21 protein-coding genes are annotated in these 22,183 nt (G+C 70.1%); 12 read left to right on the forward strand and 9 right to left on the reverse strand.

The annotated features are described in order from the left end of the window. The first annotated feature begins 162 nt into the window (after nucleotides 1-162). A complete protein-coding gene (locus tag AC07N1_RS02890) occupies nucleotides 163-3,204 on the forward strand; it encodes a sensor histidine kinase (RefSeq protein ID WP_494670417.1) in 3,042 nt (1,013 codons plus the stop codon). After that, on the forward strand, nucleotides 3,197-3,832 hold the full coding sequence (locus AC07N1_RS02895; protein ID WP_494670418.1) for a response regulator: 636 nt from the start codon (nucleotides 3,197-3,199) through the stop codon (nucleotides 3,830-3,832). The genes AC07N1_RS02890 and AC07N1_RS02895 overlap by 8 nt, the downstream gene beginning before the upstream one ends. On the opposite strand, the gene AC07N1_RS02900 is transcribed toward AC07N1_RS02895, so the two are convergent. The 3 genes from AC07N1_RS02900 to AC07N1_RS02910 all read right to left on the reverse strand — a co-directional run bounded on the left by AC07N1_RS02900 (nucleotide 3,829) and on the right by AC07N1_RS02910 (nucleotide 6,524). Then, nucleotides 3,829-4,719 (reverse strand): hypothetical protein, encoded by an 891-nt coding sequence (locus AC07N1_RS02900; RefSeq protein ID WP_494670419.1) that lies wholly within the window; start codon nucleotides 4,717-4,719, stop codon nucleotides 3,829-3,831. The genes AC07N1_RS02895 and AC07N1_RS02900 overlap by 4 nt on opposite strands. Before the next feature lie 150 nt (nucleotides 4,720-4,869). Beyond that, nucleotides 4,870-5,658 (reverse strand): alpha/beta fold hydrolase, encoded by a 789-nt coding sequence (locus tag AC07N1_RS02905; protein WP_494670420.1) that lies wholly within the window; start codon nucleotides 5,656-5,658, stop codon nucleotides 4,870-4,872. A 116-nt stretch (nucleotides 5,659-5,774) separates the two neighbouring features. Next, the gene (locus tag AC07N1_RS02910) at nucleotides 5,775-6,524 is read right to left on the reverse strand and encodes an SDR family NAD(P)-dependent oxidoreductase (protein ID WP_494670421.1); all 750 of its coding nucleotides are present in this window, start codon (nucleotides 6,522-6,524) and stop codon (nucleotides 5,775-5,777) included. Between the two features lie 106 nt (nucleotides 6,525-6,630). On the opposite strand from AC07N1_RS02910, the gene AC07N1_RS02915 reads away from it, so the two are divergent. Together AC07N1_RS02915 and AC07N1_RS02920 are read left to right on the forward strand one after the other, a co-directional pair. Next, entirely contained in the window at nucleotides 6,631-7,533 is a 903-nt protein-coding gene (locus AC07N1_RS02915; protein ID WP_494670422.1) for a LysR family transcriptional regulator, read from the forward strand. A 206-nt stretch (nucleotides 7,534-7,739) separates the two neighbouring features. Beyond that, nucleotides 7,740-8,258: a helix-turn-helix domain-containing protein gene (locus AC07N1_RS02920; RefSeq protein WP_494670423.1), complete on the forward strand. Its 519-nt coding sequence runs from the start codon at nucleotides 7,740-7,742 to the stop codon at nucleotides 8,256-8,258. Nucleotides 8,259-8,261: 3 nt separating this feature from the next. On the opposite strand, the gene AC07N1_RS02925 is transcribed toward AC07N1_RS02920, so the two are convergent. Next, nucleotides 8,262-10,262, reverse strand: a complete 2,001-nt coding sequence (locus AC07N1_RS02925) for a PAS domain-containing sensor histidine kinase (protein WP_494670424.1) — start codon at nucleotides 10,260-10,262, stop codon at nucleotides 8,262-8,264. Nucleotides 10,263-10,525: 263 nt separating this feature from the next. Then, nucleotides 10,526-11,539: an alpha/beta hydrolase gene (locus AC07N1_RS02930; protein ID WP_494670425.1), complete on the reverse strand. Its 1,014-nt coding sequence runs from the start codon at nucleotides 11,537-11,539 to the stop codon at nucleotides 10,526-10,528. 442 nt (nucleotides 11,540-11,981) lie between these two features. Between AC07N1_RS02930 and AC07N1_RS02935 the strand changes: the two genes are divergently transcribed. From AC07N1_RS02935 to AC07N1_RS02960, 6 genes are all read left to right on the forward strand, one after another. Continuing rightward, nucleotides 11,982-12,464, forward strand: coding sequence for a DUF427 domain-containing protein (locus AC07N1_RS02935; protein ID WP_494670426.1), 483 nt, complete (start codon nucleotides 11,982-11,984; stop codon nucleotides 12,462-12,464). A 158-nt stretch (nucleotides 12,465-12,622) separates the two neighbouring features. Beyond that, nucleotides 12,623-13,141 (forward strand): RrF2 family transcriptional regulator, encoded by a 519-nt coding sequence (locus AC07N1_RS02940; protein ID WP_494670427.1) that lies wholly within the window; start codon nucleotides 12,623-12,625, stop codon nucleotides 13,139-13,141. Continuing rightward, entirely contained in the window at nucleotides 13,134-13,889 is a 756-nt protein-coding gene (locus AC07N1_RS02945) for a response regulator transcription factor (RefSeq protein WP_494670428.1), read from the forward strand. The genes AC07N1_RS02940 and AC07N1_RS02945 overlap by 8 nt, the downstream gene beginning before the upstream one ends. 93 nt (nucleotides 13,890-13,982) lie before the next feature. Then, on the forward strand, nucleotides 13,983-14,369 hold the full coding sequence (locus tag AC07N1_RS02950; RefSeq protein ID WP_494670558.1) for a response regulator transcription factor: 387 nt from the start codon (nucleotides 13,983-13,985) through the stop codon (nucleotides 14,367-14,369). 143 nt (nucleotides 14,370-14,512) lie between these two features. Next, nucleotides 14,513-15,298 carry an SDR family oxidoreductase gene (locus AC07N1_RS02955; protein WP_494670429.1) on the forward strand — a complete coding sequence of 262 codons (786 nt, stop codon included), beginning with the start codon at nucleotides 14,513-14,515 and terminating at the stop codon, nucleotides 15,296-15,298. 5 nt (nucleotides 15,299-15,303) lie between these two features. Beyond that, on the forward strand, nucleotides 15,304-16,062 hold the full coding sequence (locus AC07N1_RS02960; RefSeq protein ID WP_494670430.1) for an SDR family oxidoreductase: 759 nt from the start codon (nucleotides 15,304-15,306) through the stop codon (nucleotides 16,060-16,062). 164 nt (nucleotides 16,063-16,226) lie between these two features. Here the strand turns inward: AC07N1_RS02960 and AC07N1_RS02965 are convergent, their stop codons facing one another. Next, nucleotides 16,227-16,994: an SDR family oxidoreductase gene (locus AC07N1_RS02965; RefSeq protein WP_494670431.1), complete on the reverse strand. Its 768-nt coding sequence runs from the start codon at nucleotides 16,992-16,994 to the stop codon at nucleotides 16,227-16,229. A gap of 385 nt (nucleotides 16,995-17,379) precedes the next feature. Here AC07N1_RS02965 and AC07N1_RS02970 point away from each other — a divergent pair, with 385 nt between their 5' ends. Then, the gene (locus AC07N1_RS02970; protein WP_494670432.1) at nucleotides 17,380-17,847 is read left to right on the forward strand and encodes a carboxymuconolactone decarboxylase family protein; all 468 of its coding nucleotides are present in this window, start codon (nucleotides 17,380-17,382) and stop codon (nucleotides 17,845-17,847) included. A gap of 165 nt (nucleotides 17,848-18,012) precedes the next feature. After that, a complete protein-coding gene (locus tag AC07N1_RS02975) occupies nucleotides 18,013-18,432 on the forward strand; it encodes a hypothetical protein (RefSeq protein ID WP_494670433.1) in 420 nt (139 codons plus the stop codon). Between the two features lie 41 nt (nucleotides 18,433-18,473). On the opposite strand, the gene AC07N1_RS02980 is transcribed toward AC07N1_RS02975, so the two are convergent. From AC07N1_RS02980 to AC07N1_RS02990, 3 genes are all read right to left on the reverse strand, one after another. Next, a complete protein-coding gene (locus AC07N1_RS02980) occupies nucleotides 18,474-19,214 on the reverse strand; it encodes an SDR family oxidoreductase (protein ID WP_494670434.1) in 741 nt (246 codons plus the stop codon). Nucleotides 19,215-19,243: 29 nt separating this feature from the next. Continuing rightward, nucleotides 19,244-19,852, reverse strand: coding sequence for a TMEM175 family protein (locus AC07N1_RS02985; protein WP_494670435.1), 609 nt, complete (start codon nucleotides 19,850-19,852; stop codon nucleotides 19,244-19,246). A gap of 856 nt (nucleotides 19,853-20,708) precedes the next feature. Next, a complete protein-coding gene (locus AC07N1_RS02990) occupies nucleotides 20,709-21,959 on the reverse strand; it encodes a tyrosine-type recombinase/integrase (RefSeq protein ID WP_494670436.1) in 1,251 nt (416 codons plus the stop codon). Nucleotides 21,960-22,183: the final 224 nt, after the last annotated feature.

The following is a 22,183-nucleotide window of genomic DNA, read 5'->3' on the forward strand; positions in this document are numbered from 1 at the left end:
CGGCATATCAGGCCGTCGGCCAGGCGGAGCGGGCCGCCAGGTCGGCCGCCGCCGTCCCAGGGGCCTGCACTCCCCCCAACCGGGGCTTGTCACGGGCCGCGTTTAGAGGAGCAAGTAGCACCAGCTCCGAACGCCGGAGTCCGGGGAGCGGCGGAACCGACTGTGCGATCGATCAAGGCCGTCATCATCATGGCGATGCTGCTCTGCCCGGCGGCGTCGACGGCGGCGGAACAGATGCGCCGCATCGCCCACTACACGCACCAGAGATGGACCGAGGAAGGCGAGGCCCCCGCTCCGGTGCTGGCCATGACGCAGGGATCCGACGGCTATCTCTGGCTGGCGACGGGCGTGGGCCTGTTTCGATTCGACGGCGTCGTGTTCGAGCGGATCGGCGCCGAAACCGCCCCGGAGCGCCATGACCTGCCGAGCGCGCTGCTGGCGACCCGCGACGGAAATATCTGGACCAACTTCGCCGGATCGCGCCGCTTCGCCGTCTATCGGGACGGCGCGCTGAAGGTCTCGCCCATGCCGGCCGCGCCCGACCGGGTGGTGGCCATGGCCGAGGGCGCAGACGGAGCGATCTGGGCGCTCACCGCCAAGTTCAACGCCGAACTGCTGCGGCTGCGCGACGGCCGCTGGCGCGCGTTCAACGCCGCCGACGGCCTGCCGCGCGACGACGCCCTGAGCCTGCTGGTCGCGGCCGACGGCGGGGTCTGGGTCTCGCTGAGCAACGCCGTCGCCCGCCTGCCTCCTGGCGGCCAGCGCTTCGAAATCGTGCGCCGGACGCCGCGCGCCAACGGCATGCTGTCGCAGGATCCGCAGGGACGCGTCTGGCTGTCGGAAAAGCGGGGAAGCTATCCCCTGACCGGTCCCGGCGGACGCGGCCCGCCGCGCCCCGGCGCGCCCTACCCCACCGACGACGCCCAGATCCGCGGCGCGCCGCTGTTCGACCACTCGGGAAACCTCTGGATCGCGACGCGCTACGGCGGGCTGCAGCGCGTCGCGGGCGCCGCCGCGCCGGCCAGAACCCGCCCTGTCGTCGAGGTCCTGCGCGGGCGCGATGGACTGTCGTCCGACCTGACCAGCCAGGTTCTGGAGGACCGGGAAGGCAACATCTGGGTCGGCTCGGAAAAGGGCCTGGACAAGCTGCGCCCCGCGACGCTGCGGTCCGAGCCGTCGCTGACCCATCCGGCGGCCTTCGGCGACAAGCTGCTGGCGGCCTCGGACGGCGGCGTCTTCATCGGCCAGGCCGACACGATCTATCGCGTCGCGCCAGGGGGCGATCCCAAGCCCGTGCTGCGCGGCCTGCGCGAACCCCAGAGCCTCTGCGAAGCGCCGGACGGGGCGGTGTGGATCGCCTTCGCCACCCGCGTCGTCGTCTGGAAGGACGGCCGCACGCTCCGGACCTTCGACCGCCCAGACACCGACAGCACGCTCTACGACTGCGCGTTCGACGCCTCGGGCGACTTCTGGCTCTCCGCGGCCGCCGGAGGACTGCTGCGCTATCGCCATGGGCGGTGGAAAACGATGTTCGAGCCGCCCGGCGGCGACGACTTTCGCCCCACGACCATGGTGCGCGACGCCGACGGGCGCCTGGTGGTGCAGTGGGGCCTGAAGCGGCTGGCCTGGCTGGACGGCCCCACGCCCCGGTTCGCGCCGCTCGAGCCCGGCCGCGACGGTACGGCCCTGACCCTCTATCCGACCGCCAACGGCGATGTCCTGGCGGCCGGCGCCTTCGGGCTGTCGCGCTTCCGCGAGGGGCGGACCGACACCATCCAGGCCGATCGCGGCGCCCTGCGCGGCCGCATCAGCGGCGTCGTCCAGACGCCCGAAGGCGACACCTGGCTGGCCTATCCCCGGGCCCTGGTGCGGATCGCGCCCCAGGACCTGGAGCGCGCCTTCGCCGACCACGCCTTCTCGCCGGCGACGCTTTCCCTCGGCTTCGGAGACGGGCTGACCAGTCGCCCGCACTCGCACAGCCAGCGCTCACTGGTGCAGGGCGGCGACGGGCGGCTGTGGGTGGCGACGGAGACCGGCGTGCTCTGGATGGATCCGCGGCGCATCGCCCGCGGCGGCCTGCCGCCGGGCGTGGCGATCAAGTCGGTGACGGCCGACGGCCGCCTCCATCGCGACCCCAAGACCCTGGCCCTCAAGGAAGGAACCTCCAGCATCGAGATCGACTATGCGGTGCTCAGCTTCGCCGACCCGCGCCAGGCGAGCGTGCGCTACAAGCTCGAAGGCTTCGACGACGACTGGATCGATCCGGGTTCGCGGCGGCAGGCCTTCTACACAAACCTCAAGCCCGGCAAGTACCGCTTCCATGTGATCGCGGCCAGCAGCGAGGGGGTGTGGAACCGGACCGGGGCGGCGATCGCCTTCGAAATCCCGCCGACCTTCCTGCAGTCGCGCTGGTTCCTGGCCGCCTGCGTCGCCCTGATGCTGGCGCTGCTCTGGCTGCTCTACCGGCTGCGGATGGCGCAGGTCGAGCAGCGCATCCATGTCGGCCACGAAGCGCGGCTGAGCGAACGCGAGCGGATCGCCCGCGAGCTGCACGACACCCTGCTGCAGAGCGTCCAGGGCCTGGTGCTGCGCTTCCAGTCGGTGGCCAACAAGATGCCGGCCGGCGACCAGTCGCGGGATCTGCTGGAATCGGCGCTGAAGCGGGCGGACGACGTGATCATCGACGGCCGCAACCGGGTGCGCGACCTGCGGGCGGCCGAGAGCCCCGGCGACCTTGCGGCGATCCTGGAGGAGCGGGCCGGCGCGACCGGGTTCGACCCTGCCGTCGCCGTCCAAGTCGTCGTCCAGGGAGCGGCGCGTCCGGTGCATCCGCTGGTCGCCGCCGAGATCGGACGGATCGCCGGCGAGGCGCTGTTCAACATCGCCCGCCACGCCAAGGCCCGGTCGGTCGAGATCACGATCGACTTCACGGGCCATCAGCTCAGCGTGCGCTTCCGCGACGACGGCGTGGGCATCCCCGCCGAGATCGTGGCCAAGGGGCACAAGCCGGGCCACTTCGGCCTGATGGGCATGCGCGAGCGCGCCCAGCGGATCGGCGGCGCGCTGTCGATCGAGAACCGGCCGGCGGCCGGCGCCGACATCACCGTGAGACTACCCGCCCGACTGGCCTACGTCGCCGAGACGCCGGCTAGGTCGTGGCTGCTCAATATCCTTCGTCGTTTCAGGAGAGCCCAGGTTGGCTGAGTCGAGTTCGCGTCCCATCCGCATCCTCGTGGTCGATGACCATCCGATCCTCCGCGAGGGCGTCGCCGCGATCCTGGAGGACCGGACCGACATGGTGCTCGTCGGCGAGGCCCGCGACGGGGTCGAGGCGATCGTGCAGTACCGCGACCTGCAGCCCGACGTGACCCTGATGGACCTGCAGATGCCGGGCATGGGCGGCGTCGAGGCGATCAAGGCGATCCGCGACGAACATCCCAACGCCCGCATCGTGGTGCTGACCACCTATGACGGCGACGTACAGGCCGTGCGCGCCCTGAAGGCCGGGGCCATGGGCTATCTCCTGAAGAGCAGCCTGCGCACCGAGATGCTGGACGCGATCCACAGCGTGAAGCAGGGCCGCCGCTACCTGCATCGCAACATCGCCGACGAGATCGCCATCCACGTGCTCGACGACGGCCTCAGCGAGCGCGAGGTCATGGTTCTGCAGTTGGTCGCCATCGGCAAGGCCAACAAGCAGATCGCCCGGGAACTGGGGATCTCCGAGGAAACCGTGAAGGGCTACCTGAAGACCATCTTCACCAAGCTCAACGTCGCCGACCGCACCCACGCGGTCACCGTCGCCGCGCGGCGCGGCATCATCGAACTCTAGGCGGAGCGCGCTCGCCGGCCGAGCCAGGCGGCCAGGTTCAGGGCATAGCGATGGGTGTCGGCCAGGGCCTGGGGCTGGCGGGCCATGCCCTCGCCGGGCGCTTCGGAGACGAAGGTCGGCGCGCCGGCCGACAGGTGCCAGTTGTAGTCGGCGAAGTGGTGGAACGTGCTCTGGGCGATGGCCCGCCCGGCCTGCGGGCCGCGCTCGAAGGCCACGGCGAGGTTGAAGCCCCGGCCCGTGGCCCCGCTGCGGCCGGTGGCGATCACCCGGGCGTCGGCGCCTTCGGGCGCGATCACCGCGCCCTCGTGCGGATGGGCCGGCAGGTAGCGCAGGGCGCCGGTGGGCGAGGCCGGGTCGCGCAGCACCGGATGGATCGGGTCGACCGGCGAGATCTCCTGGTAGTCGCCATTGGCGCCGGACCGGTAGTTGGGCCAGGAGATGGCCTGGGTCTCCTCGTCGTCGCGGATGTGACGTCCGGCGTCCGGCTCGGGATTGCGGCTGTGAAAGCGATGCGCGGCCCCGACCCCGCCCAGGGTGCAGACCGATGAACCGAGGTCCATGTGGTCCCGGGCGATCATCAGGCCGCCGCCGATCTCGCGAAACCGCGAAATGCTGACGCAGTCCTCATCGGCCAGGCCGTCGCCGACATCGACGGCGAACAGCCACAGCTGGTCGAAGTCGCCATGCTCCAGGCGCGACAGCACCGGATCGGGCGCGCCCATCGGCGCGCGGTCCCGCGCCTGGACGGCGTAGAGCGGCCGGCCCTCTTCGTCGGCGGCGCCGGCCAGCAGATCGCGCAGCGCGCTGAACCGGGCGATCGACCAGTCGTCCTCGGTAGTGGGGATCGTGGTCTGCAAGAGAATCCGGATCGGGTCGGCGCTGCTCATCGAAGCCTCCAAGGCTGTCCGCGTCACATGTGCGGACCAGCGCCCATTCTGCCGCGCCGGCCCTTTCGCCGATTGATCCGGAAGCGCGGATCGGCCGGCGTCATCGTACAAGACCGCCCGCCGCCCACGTCGGCGACGGGCGGGCGAACCTCAGCGCGTCGAGGCGGCTTCCTCGATCAGGGCGGCGACCTTGTCGGGGTGCGAGACCATCAGGGCGTGCGAGCCGCCCTCGACGGCGACGGTCTTCCGGGCCTTGGCGCGCTCGGCCATGAAGCGCTCGGTCTGGGCCGGGATGTTGCGGTCGGCCGTGCCGTAGACCACGTAGGACGGCAGCTGCTTCCAGGTCGCGGCGGTGGCCGGCTCGGCCAGGGCCGCCCTGGTCACCGGGCGCTGGGTCGCGGCCATCAGGGCGGCGACCGCCGGGCTGACGTCAGCGGCGAACTGGGCGTGGAACTTGACCGGCTGAATGTAGAAATCCTCGCCGCCGTCGGGCAGGCCGACCGAGGTCAGGGCCTCGCCCAGGGTGCTGCCCGGGAACTTGCCCGACAGGGTGAGGGCCGACTCCCCGACCTCGGGCAGGAAGCCGGCGACATAGACCAGGGCCGAGACGTTGGCCTTGCCGGCGGCGGCCTCGGTGATGACCCCGCCGCCGTAGGAGTGGCCGACCAGGACGACCGGGCCGGGAATGGAGTCGACCAGGGCCGACAGCGAGGCCGCGTCGGCGCTCAGGCTCCGAAGCGGATTGGCGGCCGCGACGACGGTGTAGCCGTCCCGCGAGAGCCTGCTCACCACGCCGTTCCAGCCGGAGGCGTCGGCGAAGGCGCCATGGACCAGCACGATGGTGGGCTTCTTGGTGGCGGCGTCCGCGGCCTGGGCCGAGACGGCCGCCGACAGGGCCAGGGCGGTGGCGAGCGACAGGGCTCGGAAGGACTTGAGCATCGGTATCTCCGTGACGGGCGGGACGGCCCTCGGAAGGCAGGATGCGCGCCGGGCCAGGGGCCGGCCTATCTCGCGGATGGACCAGCCCCTCCCCTGCCAAGGTCTAGGATCGCCGCTCAGAGCAGAGTCATGCCGCCGTCGACCTTGAGGTTCACGCCGGTGACGAAGCTGCTGGCCTCGGAGGCCAGGAACAGCGCGGCCTGGGCCGTCTCTTCCGGCCGGGCCATGCGCCCCAGCGGGATGCGGGCGGCCATGCCGGCCTCGAACGAGGGGCGTTGGTCGAGCGGCACGCCCAGCTTCTCGAGGATGGCGGTGTCGGTGGGTCCGGGGCTGAGCAGGTTCACGCGGATCCGGCGCGCCTTAAACTCCAGGGCCCAGACCCGCGCGAAGGCGCCGAGGGCGGCCTTGGAGCCGGCATAGGCCGCGTGACCGTCCAGCGCCTTCTCGGCGGCGATCGACCCGGTCAGGATGATCGCCCCGCCGTCGCGCAGCAGCGGCTCGACCTTCTGGACGCCGAAGAACACCCCCCGGGTGTTGACGGCGAACTGGGCGTCGTACTCGTCCTGCGACACCTGGGGCGACGGCGTGATCGTGTTGATCCCGGCATTGGCCATGTAGATGTCGAGCCCGCCGAAGCGCTCGCGCACGGCGTCGGCCACGGCGGCGTGGTGGGAAAGGTCGGCGACGTCGCCCACGACGCCGAAGGCCTTGGGGCCGATCTCGGCGACGGCGGCCTTGACCGCCTCGGGCCGACGGCCGGTGACGATCACGCTGGCGCCGTGCTCGGCGAACAGCCGGGCCGAGGCCAGGCCGATGCCGCTGGCGCCGCCGGTGACCACCGCGACCTTGTCCTTGAGGGTGTGCATTTCACTTCGCTCCATGGCGTGTGTTTCGTTCGGCCTCCTAGATAGCCTTGAAGAAAATTCGTATAAGCCCGGCCGAAAGCATATCTTCTGTTCCACGATGGATAAGATGGACAACGCGCTCGACAACGCCGCCGGGCTTTCGGCCTTCATCGACACGGTGGAGACCGGCTCGTTCAGCGCCGCCGCCCGCAAGGCCGGCGCGACGCCCTCGGCGGTGTCCAAGAGCGTGGCGCGGCTGGAGGCGCGCCTGGGCGTGTTGCTGTTCGTGCGCTCGACCCGCACCCTGACCCTGACGCCCGAGGGCGCGGCCTATTTCGAGCGGGTCATGCCGCTGCTGCGCGCCCTGGGCGAGGCCCAGGACTTGGTCCAGACCGCCGCCGCGGCCACGGGCCGGCTGCGCGTGTCGCTGCCCACGGACTTCGGCCGCCTGCTGCTGGATCCCCTGACCCGGGTGTTCATGGCCCGCCATCCGGGCGTGAAGCTGGAGCTCGACATGAGCGACCGCCACGTCGACCTGATCCGCGAGGGCTACGACCTGGCCCTGCGCGCCGGCCAGGTCGAGGAAAGCGACCTCGTCGTCCGCGCCCTGGGCGCCGCCCCGCTGGCGCTGGTCGCCTCGCCCGAGCACCTCGACCGCCATGGACGCCCGCAAACCCTGGCCGAGCTGACGGCCGCGCGCCACATCGGCTACCGCCTGGGCGGCCGCCCCTTCCCCATCCGCTTCGCCGACGGCGCGATCCTGGCGCCGCGGAGCGTGCTGGACTGCGACTCCGGCTTCGCGCTGCGGGCGGCGGCGGTGAACGGCGTGGGCGTCGCCCAGCTGCTGCGCTGGACCGTGGACGAGGACCTGCGGGCCGGGAGGCTGGAGATCGTCATGCCGCACGCCCCCTTGCCAGCCGTGCCGCTGCGGATCCTGCACGCCTTCGGCCGCTTCCTGCCGTTGCGGGCCCGCCTGTTCTCGGACTTCGTCGCCGAGCAGGTCTCGGCCATGGCCCAGGCCGAGCCCTGACCGACCTGGGGCGTGGCGCGGCGGCCGCGGACGATCCGCTGCCAGCCTGATCCTACCCGCCGGTATAGGGTCGCCCTGCCCATCGCCCGGATCGATCGCCGGCGACGCCGTCCGTACGCTGCTCATCGAAGCTGCCGCCCCAGCCGCCCGCCCCGTTCGGCGCGCCCACGGGTCCGGCGTCAGCGATGCAGAGACGGAACCTCGCCATGCGCCCAGCGACCGATTTCATTCCCAGCGCCGGTTCGTCCCGCCTGGTCGCAGGCCTGCTGGCGGCCGCCCTGGACGAACTGGCCTCGGAACAGGCCGCCGCCCGCGCCAAGATCGCCAGGGCTATCCAGCTGGTGGGCGGCGTCCCCGCGCAGGAGATGCACAAGGGCGGCTTCGCGCCGTGGCAGAGCCGGCGCATCGAGGCGCACATCGCCGCGCACCTGGAGACCGCCCTGCGCATCGAGGACCTGGCGACCATGGTCCGGGTCAGCCGCAGCCACTTCTCGCGCGCCTTCAAGAGGACGTTCCAGCAGTGCTTCTCGCGCTATGTGATCACCGCGCGCCTGGAGCGGGCGCGCCTGATGCTGGTCGAGACCGACACGCCGATCAGCCAGGTGGCCCTGGCCTGCGGCCTCACCGACCAGCCGCACCTGACCCGGCTGTTCCACCGCGAGTACGGCGCCCCGCCCAACGCCTGGCGGCGGGCGCACGGCCAGCCGCGCCAGGCCGTGCGCTGAAGGTCAGGTTCCGTCGCCGAACGGCAGGGTGATCCGGAAGATCGCCCCGCCATCCTCGTGGTTGGCGGCGGAGATCTCGCCGCCATGCTCGGCGATGATCGACTGGCAGATCGCCAGCCCCATGCCCATGCCGCTGTCCTTGGTGGTGAAGAAGCCGTCGAAGATGCTGGCCAGGTGCTCGGCGGCGACGCCCGGCCCGGTGTCGTGGACCCAGATCGCCACGCCCTGCCCCGCCTGGGCGGCCCCCAGGCGGATCTCGCGCACGGCGCCGCCGCCGTTCTCGATGGCCTGGATGCTGTTGACCAGCAGGTTGACCAGCACCTGCTGCAACTGGACCCGGTCGCCCTGCACCGCGGGAAGCCCAGGCTCGATCGTCAGGGTCAGGGCGATCGCCTTGGTCTCGATGTCGTGCCGGACGATCGTCAGGGACTCCTCGATGATCTTGCACAGCTCCAGCCTGGCGGGCTGGGGCTCTCGCTTCACCGCCATGCCCCGGATGCGCTGGATGATCTCGCTGGCGCGGCCGGCGCTGACGGCGATGCGCTCGGTCAGGGTCCGCACCTTGCCGAGGTTGGGCCGCGCCTGGGCCAGCCACCGGAGGCTGGTCTCGGCGTTGGTCAGGATCGCCGACAGCGGCTGGTTGACCTCATGCGCGATCGAGGTGGCCAGCTCGCCCAGGGTCGAGACCCGGGCGGCATGGGCGAAGTTGGACTGCAGCCGGCGCAGCTCGACCTCGGTGCGCAGGCGCTCGGTGATGTCCTCGATGGTGATGAAGGTGGTGTCCATGTACTCCGGCGGCGTCGGATAGGTGATGCTGCACACGACATCCAGGACGCGTCCGTCGAAGGTGGCCATCTTGGCCTGCTCGACATAGGTCCGCTCGCCGTCGAAGTGGGCCTTCATCACCCGCTTGGCCATGTCGGGCGTGGCCGAGAACAGGTAACGGACCGACTGGATCAGTTCGGCCGGATTGCGCGCTCCGAACAGCGACACCGCCGCCTGGTTGACCTCGGTGACGACGACGATGTCCTTGGCCAGTTCGACCAGCGCCGGATTGGCGTCGAGAAAGGCGGCGATGTCGGTGACGCCCTCGGCCCGCAGGCGGTGCAGTTCGTCGCCCGAGCGCCGCGCGTCGACGTGCCAGAGCGGCGTCGGCGAGAAGTGGATCAGCTTGCGATAGCGGTCCTCGCTGGCCTGCAGCTCCCAGGCCGTGCGGTCGTCGCCGACCGCGGCGTTGACCATCAGGAACAGCACGTCCTGGCGCGCGGACTCGGCCGAACGCCAGGCGGTGGCGGTGGCGCCGGCCAGCGGACCGTGCGTCCCCAGAGTGCGGGCCAGGGGCGAGGCCGAGGGCTGGCGCAGGGCCGCGTCGAGCAGTTCGGCGACGCTCTGGCGGCTCTCGGCCGGCCAGAAGTCGACCAGGGAGCGTCCGGCCATCTGTTCACGGCCGACGGCGGCGCCGAACAGCCGGACCGCGCGGGTGTTGGCGTCGATGATCCTGCAGCCGTCCAGCAGGGCCAGCGCGGAGACGCAACCGGGCGCGCTCGCAACGACGACGCCCGAGACATCCAGTTCCCAGCAGGCGGCGCTGGCCCGGCGGTGGCCGTCGCCTCGCGCCTCGGGCGTCTCTCCCATCGTGGGTTCGGCGAGCGGCTGGCTGTACTCGACCACGTCGCGCGGCGAGCCGTCGCGGTTGCGGCGAACGGTGCGTCGGGCGTTGGCGACTACGGCCGGCCCGACCGCGCCGCGCCGCCGGACCTCGCCCTCCCAGGCGCCTTCCAGCAGCAGCAGCGCCCACTCCTCGTCGTGCAGCAGCGTGTCGGCGGCCAGATCGGAAAGGCCAAGGCCCACCATCGCGATGGCCGGCCAGCCATAGAGCGCCTCGGCCGCCGGGTTCCAGTAGCGCACCACGCCCGCCGGATCGCAGACGATCACCGCCTCGGAGGCGAGGTCGACGAGGTCGCCCTGCTCGCCGCGCGCCAGACTGCGGAAGACGCTGCTCATCGCTGCCCGCGCCTCGCGCCGGATGCGATCGGCCGCGCGGCTCGCAAGGCCGGAGCGCCGACGCCGTCGAAGGATTGCGCGGGAAACATCGTCATGGCCTCAAGGCTACCGCCTCGCGCGGCCCGGCCCCTCACACGAGCGGGGGGCGCTGCTCCCCCCTATCCGCGTCGTCCGCGAAGGCCGCGCCTGGGCTAAGGCCTGAAAGGCCAAGCCCCGTCAGGTCCGGCGCGGCGGCCTCGACCGTTCCGCCGCGCCGTCGCCCGCTACTCGTGCAGCGCCTTGTAGAGGGCGGTGTTGGCCTGCAGCACGGCGGCTCGGGTCGCCGGGCTCTCCGCGACGGCGTTCAGCATCATGAAGTCGTGGATCGTTCCGTTGTAGCGGGTCGAGGTCACCCGCACGCCGGCCTGGACCAGCTTGCGGGCATAGGCTTCGCCCTCGTCGCGCAGGACGTCGTTCTCGTCGACGATGACCACCGCCTCGGGCAGGCCCTTCAGTTGGTCGAGCGAGGCCTGCAGCGGCGCGACCGTCGGCTCCTTGCGGCTGGCGGCATCGGGCGCATAGGCGTCCCAGAACCATTGCATGGCCTTGCGGGTCAGCCACGGCCCCTCGGCGAAGGTGGTGTAGGACCCGGTTTCGAAATTGGCGTCGGTGACCGGGTAGAGCAGGACCTGCAGCTTGAACTTCGGACCGTTGCGGGCCTTGGCCATCAGGGTGAGCGCGGCCGACATGTTGCCGCCGACGCTGTCGCCGACGATCGCCACGCGCGAGGGATCGACGTCGAACTGGGCGGCGTGGGCGATGAAGTACTCGGTGGCGGCGTAGGCCTGCTCGACGGCCACGGGATAGCGCGCCTCGGGCGAGCGATCGTAGTCGACGAACAGCACGGCGGCCTTGGCGCCGGCGGCGATCTCGCGGGTCAGGCGGTCATGGGTGTCGATCCCGCCCAGGACCCAGCCGCCGCCGTGGATGTGGACGACGATCGGCAGCTTGCCCTTCGCCCCTTCGGGGCGGACGATCCGCACGCGGACCGAGCCGGTGGGGCCGACGGGAAACACCTTGTCCTCGATCCGGGCGGGCGGCTTGGCGACCGGGATCGCCTGGGCGCCGGACAGCGCGCCGCGCGCTTCGGTCGGGGTCATGGTGTAGATCGGCTTGCCGCCGGCCAGGGAGGCGACGAAGGCCTGGGCGGCCGGATCGAGAACGGGCTGGGCGCTGGCCGCGCCCGACAACGCGGTCGCGGCGAGCGCCGCGGCGGCGACGGTGGTGGTCTTGGACATGGCTTTCTCTCTGGATTGTCCGCGAGAGCGTCTCGCGTTCCAGATCGCTTAGGCCGTCTCCCGGCCGCCGGATTGGCGCTCGGCGCCGGCTTTGCAGGCTGGAAGCCCTTTCGGGACAAGCCGTCGGCGATGGCCGCGCGGCGCTCGAAATCAATCCCGACGGCGGCGCGGCCCTATGCCTTGGTATCGGCGCGCCTGGGCCTCCTTCGAGGATCGACCGCCGGTTCGTCGGTCGCGAAGGCCGCAGCGCCCCGTCCAGCGGATAGCTACAACCGCCGCCCGATCGCCGCCCCAATGAGCGCGAGCCGTGTCAATCGGACGTGACAGGGATGGTGAACGCAGGATTTTTTCCGATTTCATCCTGCGACCAACGAAGCGGTAGGCGAGCACCCTACCTGTCCGGCTCAACCCCTCCCGTCGAATGTGGAAAGGCAAGACGGCCATGACTGTCGAGGACACGGACAAGACCTTCACCCTGACGCGCGAGCCGGGACGCGTGAGAGCCCTGTTCGAGGGTCACGACATCGCCGACAGCGACGACGTGGTCACGGTGCATGAGGCCGGACGGACGCCCGTCCACTACTTCCCGCGCCGGGACGTGTTCATGATCTTCCTGCGCCAGACCGACAAGGTCGTGCACAATCCGCACAGGGGCGAGGCGCGCTGCTTCACGATCTATCGCGACCAGCACATCGTCGACAACATGGCCTGGAGCTACGAGGCGCGCCCAAGGCGCCGTTCGAGGCTCTCGCCGGCCGCATCGCCTTCCTGGCCGCCCATGTGGAGTTCCAGGTCGACGGCCGCACGGCCGCCGAGGCCGAGGCGGAAATCGACGCCGAAAACGAGGGCTGAAGGCGCCGGGCGCGCTTTTCGCCCGGTCCGGGGGGAAGCCGCCTCCCCCCAGAAGGGTGCCCGCATAGGTTAGGCCTTGCACGCGGTGATGGCGCCGGGATTACAACGCAGACCCATCAAGGTCGCGTTATGATGAAACCCTCCCAGCCACACCCACACGAGCATCGGAAACAGGCGCCGCCGGCGGTCTCGGGGGGCGGCGCGCTCTATGGCGTCGCGGTGGAATACGGGATGCACTGCCTGACCTGGCTGGTGGCCCGGGACGCTCCGGCCAGCAGCCGCGATCTGGCCGACCTGCAGGGCGTGCCCCCTGCGATGGTCGCCAAGATCATGCCCAGGCTTGAAAAGGCCGGCATCGTCGTCGCCAGCAGCGGCATCAACGGCGGCTACCGCCTGGCGCGGCCAGCCGACGCCATCTCGATGCTCGACATCGCCGACGCCATCGACGGCCGCAAGTCGCTGCTCAACTGCCGGGAAGTCCGCCGCGGCTGCGCGCTGTTCGACGGCGAGGCGCCGACCTGGGCCACCCGCAGCGTCTGCGGGATCCACGCCATCATGCTGCGCGCCGAGAAGAGCATGCGCGCCGAACTGGCCCGGACCAGCCTGCTCGACGTGGTCCGGAACATCCCCGCCCCGCCCCAATTCGGTCCCGAGGCCGACCGCTGGCTGGGCGATCGGGCCAGGACCAGAGAGCAAACACGGATCACGGCCGTCAGGGCCGGAGCGCGCAGGAGGTCTTCCGATGACTGAGCTCGTCTCTTATGCGCAGGACCACGGCGTCCGCGACGCCAACGCCTGGTCGCCGGCGGCTCGCCTGATGGCGTCCGGCGAACCGCGCAGCCTTGCGTCCGTCGAGGCCCGGGGCGGCGACCTCGCGCCGCTGGTCATCGTGGTCGACGACGACGACGCCGTCCGCCTGTCGATCTGCGAACTGCTGGAGTCGGTGGGCATCGAGGCGGCGGGGTTCGGCTCGACGCGCGAACTCCTGGACGCCGACGTGCTGCACCGCCCGGGATGCATGATCCTGGACGTGCGCATGCCCGGCCTCAGCGGGCTGGACTTCCAGGGCCAACTGGCCGCCAGCGGGATCCTGACCTCGATCATCTTCCTCACCGGCCACGGCGACATCCCCATGACCGTGCAGGCGATGAAGGCCGGGGCCGTCGAGTTCCTGACCAAGCCGGCGCGTGACCAGACCCTGCTGGACGCCGTCAACAAGGCCATCACCGCCGACCTCGCCAAGCGCGGCGACGCCCGGACGGCTCGCGAGAACGCGGGCCTGTTCCTGACCCTGACCCCGCGCGAGCGGCAGGTCATGCGCGCCGTGGTCCAGGGCGCGCTCAACAAGCAGGTCGCCTACGACCTCGGCATCACCGAGGTGACCGTGAAGCTGCATCGCAGCAGCGTGATGAAGAAGATGCGCGCGCCGTTCGTCACCCATCTGGTGCGCGCCTGGCAGTCCCTGCCCGAGCATCTGCGGGACCAGATCCCGGGATAGACCTTTTGGATAGATAGGACCGGCCGCGGATCGGGACGATGGATAAGACCCGCGATCGCCGTTCGCCGACTAAGGGCCGCCAGTTTGTCCACCGTGCCTGTTTTCGCGATCATCGACGACGACGAGGCGCTGCGTCAGGCGCTGGGCGAACTGCTCGAGGTCTCGGGCTTCGATTGCCTGACCTTCGCCGACGCGGACGCCTTCCTGGGCGACTACGTCCCCGGCCGGTTCTCCGGACTGGTCACCGACCTCAACCTGCCGGGCAGGAGCGGCCTGCTGTTGCAGCAGCACATGCGGCGCGTCGATCCCGGGCTTCCGGTGATCATCATCTCGGCCAATTCGGACGCCGTCACCCGCTCGCGCGCCCTGACCTCGGGCGCGGTCGCCTACCTGATCAAGCCCATCCGCGACCAGGTCCTGCTCCGGCATCTGGCCGCGGCCCTGAGCCGCTGCTCGCATCACCGACCGCCCGAGCCCTGACGACGAGGCCGCCCCCTCGAAACCGAGGGCCGACCTGTACGGCCGTATAGGTCGGCCTGTCCCTTTCTCCCAATGGCTCCCATCCCCGCCGGCCCCCTAGCCTTCCCGTCCAGGCCTTCGGGCCGCAACGGGAGGCTTTGCAGATGAAGATCGTGGTGGTTGGCGGCAGCGGGCGGATCGGGGAGAAGCTCGTCTACAAACTGCGCCAGGACGACTATCGCGTCCTCGAAGCCTCGCCCTCCTTCGGCGTCGACGCGGTGACGGGCCAGGGCCTGGAGGCCGCGTTCGAGGGGGCGGGCGTCGTCGTCGACGTGACCCAGTCGCCGTCGCTCGACGGCGAGGCGGCCATGGCCTTCTTCGAGACCGCCGGGCGCAATCTGCTGGCCGCCGGCAAGGCCGCCGGCGTGCGCCACCATGTCGTCCTGTCGATCGTCGGAACCGACCGCCTGCAGGCCAGCGGCTACTTCCGCGCCAAGAAACGGCAGGAGGACCTGGTCCGGGCTTCCGGCGCGCCCTTCAGCATCCTGCGCTCGACCCAGTTCTTCGAATTCATCAGCGGCGTGGTGCAGGACGGCTCGACCCGCGAGGTGGTGCTGTCGCCCGCCCGCGTGCAGCCGATCGCGGCCGAGGACGTCGCCGAGGCCCTGGCCGACCTGGCCCTGGGTCAGCCGTTGAACGGGACGGTCGAGGTCGCCGGACCCGAGCGCTTCGCCCTGCACGAACTCGCCGCCGAGGTGCTGACCGCCTACGAGGACCCGCGCCGGGTCACCGTCGACGTCGAGGCCCCCTATTTCGGCGCCCGCCTGGAGGAGGCCTCGCTGCTGCCCGGCGAGGCCCCTCGCCTGGCCCCGACGCGCTTCCACGACTGGCTGCGGGCCAGCCTGCAGGCGCCCGTCCCCGCCAACCAGAACCGTCGCAAGCAAGGGTGAGCATCATGAAGGTCGTAGTCGCAGGCGGAACCGGCGTCGTCGGATCCAGGCTGGTGGACATCTTGCGCCGCCGCAACCACGAGGTCCGCGTCGCGTCCCGCGCCTCGGGCGTCGACGTCGTTTCCGGCCAGGGGCTGGACGAGATCATGGTCGGGGCCGACGTCGTCGTCGACGTGCTGAACTCGCCGTCGTTCGACGATGGGCCGGCCATGGCGTTCTTCGAGGCCTCCAGCCGCAACATCCTGGCCGCGGCCGCTTCAGAGGAGGTGCGCCATTACCTGGCGCTGTCGATCGTCGGCTGCGAGCGACTGCAGGGCAGCGGCTATTTCCGCGCCAAGCTGGCCCAGGAGAAGCTGGTCCAGGCCGGCGCCGTGCCGTTCTCGATCCTGCGCTCGACGCAGTTCTTCGAGTTCCTGGGCGCGATCATCGAGGACGGCCTGGACGGCGAGACGGTGCGCCTGAATCCGGCTCGGGTGCAGTTCATCGCCGCAGACGACGTCGCCGCCGCGCTGGCCGACCTCGTGGAGCGCGCGCCGGTGAACGGGACCATCGAGGTGGCGGGTCCCGACCCCTACCGCCTGGACGACCTGGTCCGGCGCTACATGACCGCCCGGCGCGACGGTCGCGTCGTCGTGGCCGACCCGCGGGCGCTCTACTTCGGCACGCCGCTGGGCGACGAGACCCTGCTTTCGGGCGGCGTTCCGCGCTTTGGCCATACCGAGTTCGATCTCTGGCTGCGCCGCGCCTCCACAGCCGGGGCCTGAGATAGAACGGCGCGCGCCCGGGATACCCTGGGCGCGCGCATCCTCCGCGGTTTATGACCGAAACTCCCCTGCCCCGCCGTCGTCGGCGCCTCCGGTGAGCGGACATGAAAACGGCGCCGGACACGATGGCCTGTGTCCGGCGCCGTCTTGGTCTGGTCGAGGGATCAGCCGACCGGCGCGGGCGCCGGGACGGCGGTCTTCAGCCAGTCCTCGAAGGTCGCCGAGCCCAGGATCGGATCAGCGCCGGGAACCAGCGACCGCTCGTCGAGCTCGACCCCGAAATAGAGCGCCTTGGGATCGGCGACGATCCTGCGGGCGTCGCCCTTGGCCGCGAGGTAGCGGGCGACGAACTTGTCGAGGCCGAAGGCTTCGGGCCCGGCCACTTCCAGCAGGCCGCCCGTCGGTTCGCCCAGGGCCACGTCGGTCAGGACCGAGGCGACGTCGAAGGCCGAGATCGGCCGCACCGGCGCGGGCGAGACGTGGACCGCCTCTCCCACCGTCCCGGCCAGGACGATGCCGGCCACGAACGGGAAGAACTGGGTCGAGCGCAGGATCGTGTGGGGGATCGGCGACGCGCGGATCAGGGCCTCCTGCACGATCTTGGCGCGGAAGTAGCCGCTGTCCTGCAGGCGCTCGGTTCCGACCACCGACAGGGCGACATGATGCCTGACCCCGGCGGCCGCGGCCGCCGCCAGCAGGTTGCGGCCCGAAGCCAGGAAGAACTCCAGGGCCGGCGCGGTGTCGAAGACCGGCGAATTGGCCACGTCGACGACGACCTCGGCGCCGGCCAGGGCCTCGGCCAGGCCTTCGCCGGTGATGGTGTTGACGCCGGTGTTGGGCGCGGCCGCGACGGCCTCGTGGCCCAGGCGCTCGAGCTTGGCGACGACGTTCGACCCGATCAGGCCGGTGCCGCCGATAACGACGATCTTCATCTTGGTTCTCCTCCAGAAGGACAGCCCGTAAAGCCTAGGAGAAGCGCCGGAACGCACCATCGGTACCAGAGTCTATGCCACCGGCCGGCCAGGGCATGCCGCGGCGCCGAAACCCTCGCCCAAGGACGAGCCGACAGGATCGAAGGCCTGGGATCGCGCCGCCAAGCCCACCCCTTCGGCGAGCCGGACCTGGCCCAAAGGCGTAGAGGCGCCGTCGCCTTTCGTACCGTCCCCCGCCCGCCGGACAGCTTGCCGGCCTGGGCGGCAAGCGTCGGCCTCGCCCCCTAGACCAAGGGCCTAAGATCTCGCCCTTCGCGCACGATGGCCCCCATCCCGGGCCGGCGAGCACTGTGACGGCGTCTTCACCGTCACAGAGGAAACGACGATGACCAACACGCCCCGCTTCGCCCCCTTCCAACTCATTCCCGAAGTGACCAAGGCCATGCTGGCGGTCGAGACCGCCATCGCCGCGACCAGCCTCGAGCACAGCCTGGCCGAGCTGGTCCGCCTGCGGGCCTCGCAGATCAACGGCTGCGCCTTCTGCATCTACATGCACGTGCAGGATGCCCGTTCGCACGGCGAGACCGACCTGCGGATCCAGATGCTCGACGCCTGGCGCGAGTCGCCACTCTACACCGACCGCGAGCGCGCGGCCCTGGCCTGGACCGAGTCCCTGACCTGGATCGCCACCACCCGCGCCCCGGACGCCGACTACGCCCTGGTCAAGGCCCAGTTCAGCGACGCCGAGATCGCCGCCCTGTCGCTGCTGATCGGCCAGATCAACTCGTGGAACCGCCTGCAGGTCGCCGCGCGCACGGGCCACGCCGTGCAGCCGGCCGCTTCCGCGGCCTGAGACGCGTCGAACACTCTCCCCCATTGTTCGACGCCGGGAGACGGCCGGTCCCCCTACCCCGCGACCCTGGGCCGTCTTCCGCCACGCCCCGGCTCCCCAGCGAGCCGGGGCGTGGCTTTCGCTTTTCCAGACACCGCCTCTTCAAGTCCGCACCGAGGAGACACCATGACGAAATCCCTCATCATCGGCCTGGCCGCCGTCCTGGGCGCGGCGGCCATCGCCAACGGCCTGTTCATGCTGATCGCGCCCGAGGCCTGGTACTTCGCCGTTCCTGGCGTGACCTCGACCGGCGCCTACAACCAGCACTTCATCCGCGACATCGGCCTGATCTTCATGCTGATCGGCGCGGCCTATCTGTGCGGCGCGGCGCGACCGGACCTGCGCCTGTTCCTGTGGGCCGCGCCGACGATCTGGCTGTCGGGCCACGCCCTGTTCCACTTCTGGGAAGTGGCGGTCGGCATCTGCTCGGCCTCGGTGCTTCCGCGCGACTTCCCGGCCGTCACCCTGCCGGCGATCCTGGGCTGGGTCGCGACCCTGTGGGCCGCCCGCCGGCGCGGCAAGCTGGCCGTCACGCTCGGCCGCTGACCCCTGCGAGCGGGCCGCCCGCAAGCGGCCCGCCGCCTTTCCTAGACCGATACGCCGCCGTCGATCGTCAGGCTCGCGCCGGTGATGAAGCCCGCCTCGCCCCGCGCCAGGTAGGAAACCAGTCCGGCCACCTCGCTGGGCCGGCCCATGCGCCCCAGCGGGATCAACGGCAGGATCATCTCGACATGGGCCGAGGTCATGTCGGTCGTGGTCGGGCCCGGCTGGATGTTGTTGACCGTGATCCCGCGCGGAGCGAGGTCCAGCGCCACGCCCTTGACCATGGCGGCCACGGCGGCCTTGGCCATGGTGTAGAGGGTCGCGCCGGAGAAGCCGACGCGGGCGACGATGTTGCTGCCGATGGTGACGATCCGCCCGCCGTCCGTCATGTGCGGAGCGGCATGGCGCACTGCCGCGAAGGCGCCGCGCACGTTCACCGCCATCACCCGGTCGAACTCCTCCAGCGAGATCTGCCCGATCGGCCCGCGATGCAGGACGCCGGTGTTGGCCACCAGGATGTCCAGCCGGCCGAACCGGGCCAGCGTCTCGTCGATCGCCGCCTCCACCTGCCCCGCATCGCCGCTGTCGGCCCGGACGGCGGCGACCTCGCAGCTCTGGCCGCCCAGCCGGCCCGCCAGGGCCTGCGCCTGGTCCGGCGAGGCGAAGTAGGTGAAGACCACCTTGGCGCCGTCCATGGCCAGCCGTTCGACGATCGCCGCGCCTATGCCGCGCGACCCGCCCAGCACCAGCGCGATCTTGCCCTGGTGTTCACCTTCGAAATCCATGTGGTCCTCGATCTTGAGAAGGCCGCCGATCAGTTTTCGGCGGCGGGGTGACGACCGTCGGCCAAGTGGACGACGCGTCGGTCGGGAAGCAGCCACAGCGCGGCGACCGCCACGTAGAGCGTCAGCGAGGCCGCCGGAGACACGACGGCGACGAGCACGCCGGCCGCGTAGCCCGCGATGGAGAGATTGGTCTTCCAGTCGCCGCCCAGCGCGGCGGCCAGCGGCGATCCCCGCCCCTCGTGGCGCGCCAGCCGCCAGACCAGGGCCCGAAAGGCCGCGCCGGTGATCAGCAGCAGCACGCCGTAGGTCACCACCGGCACGCGGGCGAAATGGCTCTGCTCCATCCAGGCCGTGGCGAACGGGATCATCGACAGCCAGAACAGCAGGTGCAGATTGGCCCACATCACCGAGCCGTTGATGCCGCCGGCGGCGCGCAGCAGGTGGTGGTGGTTGTTCCAGTAGATGCCGACATAGGTGAAGCTCAGCGCATAGCCGAGGAAGGTCGGCAGCAGCGGGATCAGCGCGGCCAGGTCGCCGCCCTTGGGCGGCTGCAGCTCCAGCACCATGATCGTGATGATGATGGCGATCACGCCGTCGCTGAAGGCTTCCAGCCGCGTCTTCGAAATCTGCGTCGCCATGCCGGAACCTCGCGCGTTCCGCGTCCGCCGACCGTTCGGCGAAAGCGTTCAACGCATTCCCAGGCAATAGCCCGGCGGGCGGCGGCTTCGTATCTGGACGGGCGTAGCGTTCGCCCGACCCGCTGGGACTAGGTCACCTAGTCGTTGGTCTAGGCACGGAGGTCTCCCGCACGTCGCCGAAGCGGAACGTCCCGGGGCCGCTTTGATTCTTCGCGCCCCGAGGCGGCGTCGAGGCCTCGGATTCGGCCGCCGCGACACGCCCGCTCGGCTCCACGCGGGCGTGCCTGCCAATGGCGGGGGTGAGTCGGACGTCTTTTCGCCGGCCCGTCCCGATCGACGCGCTGCGGCCCCCGGCGAGAAGCCCGTCCTCCACCGAGTCGAGCCCACCGCCAAAATCGGTGCCCTTTTCTATTAAATACAGATACTTATGCCGGACGATCTAAACCAGCGCGGGTGTCCACACGCCGCGACCGGGGCAAAGGGCCATGCCCCGAGGGGCTTAAGCTTGCGCTTTATCCAATAAAATCAGCAATTTAGGGAGTTGGCGGAGACGGAGTCCGGCGGATCAACAAGGTTTCCCTTATTTTCCAAGGATTTAGAGTTTCCGCTCTTCGCGCCCTACCCCAGTCCCTACCCACGGTCGGCGCTAACGCCGTTGGCCTTTTCCACCCCAAACACCGATGGCCGACTGTGACCGTGGGTGGACACCGACCTCTAACTTAGGCGGGCGACCAGTCTCACCTTCCGGCGGATTCCAGTCGGCACCAACCTCTTTTCCGATCTGGCGAGGCCAGTGTCCCTATGCCACCGCGCGAGACGCACCGGTCGAATCGCCGGGCGCGCCCGCATTCGCAACTCAGGCCGACTTGAACCCGCAGGCCAAGGCCCAGTCAGCCATCAAGGCGTGGCGCTTGGCGAATTGATCGCCCCGGCGGTAGGCCGCCTCCACCTTGCTGCCGATCGTGTGCGCCAGGGCCATCTCGACCATCTCGGTCGGATAGTTCGTTGTCTCCACCGCCCAATCGCTGAAGGTGCTTCGGAAGCCATGGGTGGTCAGGTCGCTGCGCCCGAGTCCCTTGAGCACCTTCAGCATACTCATGTTGCTCAAGGCTCTGCCCGCCAGCTGGCCGAAGAACACCGGCCCGGTAGGGTCAGACAACGGCGGCGCATTCTTGCCCCTCCACCGCCTCGACTCGACCTCGACCCACCTCGAGCGCATTGCCTCTAGGATTGCGATGGCCGGCGCGCTCAGCGGGATGCGGTGCTCTCTGTGAGCCTTCATCCGCGCAGCCGGCACGATCCAGACCTTCTTCACCAGGTCCACCTCGCTCCAGTCGGTCCCAAGGACCTCGCCGGTCCGCGCCGCCGTCAGGATCGTGAACTCCAGCGCTCGAGCTGAGATCCCCCCAACCCTAGCCAGTGTCCTCATGAAATGAGGCATCTGGGCGAACGGGAGCGCGGCGTGGTGCCGGACCTTTTTGAGCTTCGCTTTGGCGGGGAGGATCTTGTCCAGATACCCCTTCCAACGGGCGGGATTGTCGCCGACGCGATGGCCGTAAACGGTTGCCCAGTCGAGCACGTTTTCGATCCGACCGCGGACCCGGCTCGCTGTCTCTGTTTTGGTCTTCCAGATCGGCTCAAGCACGGACAGGACGTGGCGGGTTTCGACGTCCGCGACCGGCAGGGCGCCGATGCGGGGTGAAGCATAGGTGTCGAGCGTCGTCTTCCACTGCTTGGCGTGCTTGTCATTGCGCCAGGCGGCTTTGTTCGCTTCGATGTAGGCGTCAACGGCGTCGTCGAAAGTTACATTCCTGGCCTGTTCGAGCTTTTGAACGACTTCGGCTTTGCGACGCTCCTCAATGGGATCCAGGCCGGCTAGTCGCTGGTTGCGCGCTTCACGCGCGGCGTCACGGGCTTGCCCCAGCGACACGGTGTGGGTTGCGCCAAGGCCCATCTGCCGCTCACGGCCATTTATCCAATAGCGAAAGATCCACGACCGCCCGGCGTCACCGATGACCTGAAGATAAAGACCACCGCCGTCGGGGTGTAAGCCTCCACCCAATCGGCGCACTTGAAGCGCGGTTAAACGTTCGAGCAGTCGGGCCAATACCTCGCACTCCGATCCACGCCTTGAATGTAGATCATGCAAATCAGCGTCGGATGGCCGCGAGAATTTAGAGAATGAAACGACAATATGGAGAACCAAGCTCCATCACGATCAACGCAATGGCAGAACGATCTGCCTGTCGTTTCGCTTGAATTTTCTCTCAGCAACATCCGATGCGATCGCACGATCGGCGCTTGCTACGTTGGCCGACTGCCACGACACAC

The sequence above is a fragment of the Caulobacter sp. GW821-FHT09B11 genome (assembly GCF_059418205.1).